At 70.0% G+C, this 2,005-nt stretch carries 3 protein-coding genes; 2 read left to right on the top strand and 1 reads right to left on the bottom strand.

From position 1 onward, the window contains the following. Together G7A99_RS25915 and G7A99_RS09250 are read left to right on the top strand one after the other, a co-directional pair. On the top strand, positions 1-141 hold a 141-nt coding region (locus G7A99_RS25915; protein ID WP_205599786.1), incomplete at its 5' end, for a hypothetical protein. A 16-nt stretch (positions 142-157) separates the two neighbouring features. After that, complete coding sequence (locus G7A99_RS09250) at positions 158-1,093, top strand: alpha/beta hydrolase (protein WP_163139693.1); 936 nt, start codon at positions 158-160, stop codon at positions 1,091-1,093. A gap of 15 nt (positions 1,094-1,108) precedes the next feature. Here the strand turns inward: G7A99_RS09250 and G7A99_RS09255 are convergent. Next, a partial coding sequence (locus G7A99_RS09255) for an alpha/beta hydrolase (RefSeq protein WP_205599783.1) occupies positions 1,109-2,005 on the bottom strand: 897 nt, incomplete at its 5' end.

Raw genomic sequence — 2,005 nt, forward strand, 5'->3', positions numbered from 1 at the left:
TTCACCCGCCGGCTCAGCGCTCAGGTGAACCTCAACAACGTCTTCGACCGGGATTACTACACCCGCGTCGGCGGCGTGAACACCTTCAACATGGTCGGCCAGCCGTTCAATGTCGTTGCCTCGTTGCGCTATGACTTCTGAATCCGGCGATCCACCCATGGCGCGTTGCCCCCGGGTGGCGCGCCGCTACCTGCGCCGCACCCTGTGCGGCGTGTTACTGATGCTGCTGACGGGAGGGGTGATGGCGGCTGACGGCAGGGGCGAGGGGAATGTGTCCCTGCCCGGTACCCGGCAATGGACCATGCACTCGCCGGAGACCGGTGGTGATTACCTGATCCAGGTCGCCGTGCCCGACGGCCCGGCGCCGGCGGCAGGCTATCCGGTGCTCTACGTGCTCGATGGCAACGCCCGCTTCCCGCTGCTCCTTGCCGCCCGCGAGAGCCTGACCCGCCACGGCCCGGCGGCGTCGCCGGAGCCGTTGCTCATCGTCGGCGTTGGCTATACGGACACCGAGCGGTTCGCCTTTGACCGGCGAAGCCGGGACTACACGCCCCCGGTGCAAGGTAGTCCGGACAGGCCCCCGCAGGAACGTCCGCACGGCGGTGCACCGCGGTTCCTCGACTTCATCGAGACGCATCTCAAACCTGCCATCTACGAACGCTTTGCGGTCGATACCGGCCGGGAGACGCTGCTCGGGCATTCCTACGGGGGGCTGTTCGCGGTATACACCCTGCTCACCCGGCCGGCCGCCTTCGACCGCTACGCGGCGATCAGCCCGTCGCTGTGGTGGTACCCGGCCGGGGGGCCGGCCGTCGCCGGGAACGGGGTGTCCGCCGACGGCGCGCAGGCGCCGGCGGTGCTGCTCGGCGTCGGTGCCCGCGAGCAGACGCCCGGCCCGTCCGCCCAGGGCACACCCCGGGCGGCCCGTGTGCGTGAGCGCGCGATGGTGGACCGGACCCGCGACATGGCCGCCGCGCTCCGTGCTGCGCATCCGGACTGGGGCGTGGACCTGACGGTCTTCGCCGGCGAGGACCACGGCAGCGTGATGTGGCCGGCGGCGCGGGCGGCGCTGACGTTGGCACTGCGTCCGTGATCCGTCGCGCTCGGTTCAGTACCGGCGTGCCGTGAATACCTGGCGCAGCGTGCGCGTGACGATCGCCGGCGGCAACGACATGTGCCCCTCGCCGGGCTGGAGGTGAAACGCCGTGCGCAGACCGTGGGCGGACAGCGGGCGCAGGCGTTTGGCCTGGGCCCGTGCGTCCTGGATCGTCTGCGGCGTTTCCCTGCTGCCGGCAACGAGGAGGACGCTCACGTCGCGCACGTCCACCCGCCCGGCCTTCACCCGTGCAACGAATCTCCTTTCCTCGTCGAGCAGGTAGTCGTGCTGCCACCACAGAGATGGGCTCGCCACTACGTAGTCGCTGAACAGTCCCGGCCGCGCGAACAGGGCGTGGAGCGCGAACATGCCACCGAAGGAGTGTCCGAAAACCGAAAGGCGGTTCCGGTCGACGGGATAGCGTTCGGCGATCGCCGGGACGATGTGCCGGGACAGTGTCTCCAGGAACGCGGCGTCGCCGCCCTGGGGCGGGTCGTTGCGTGACGGCGGTGCCGGCGGCGAGAAGTCGTAGGAACGGCGCTCGAAGTCCAGTGGTTTGTCGGTGGGGTAGCCGACGCCGACGACGATCGTCGCCGCGAAACGCTTCTGCAGCCGCCTGGCGGCGTGGAAGGCGGCGAAGTGGGCGTTGCCGTCGAGCACGAAGAGCACCGGATAGCCGTCGTCCGGCGGTTCGACCTCCTCCCGGGGTTCACTGACGAGCAGCCGGTAGGGCCGGCCGCCGTCCGGCCCGGCGGTGAGTTCGATCTGCGCGGTCCCGGGCAGTGTGACCGGGGGTGGCGACGATCTGCCGTCTGCACCCGTGCTACCGGCGCCGAGTGCCAGTATCCCGGTGAGCAGTGCGACCGCAAACGGTCTCAGGGGCATGGTTTGATCCTCCAGCGTTATCGG

This window comes from Arhodomonas sp. KWT (assembly GCF_010993615.1).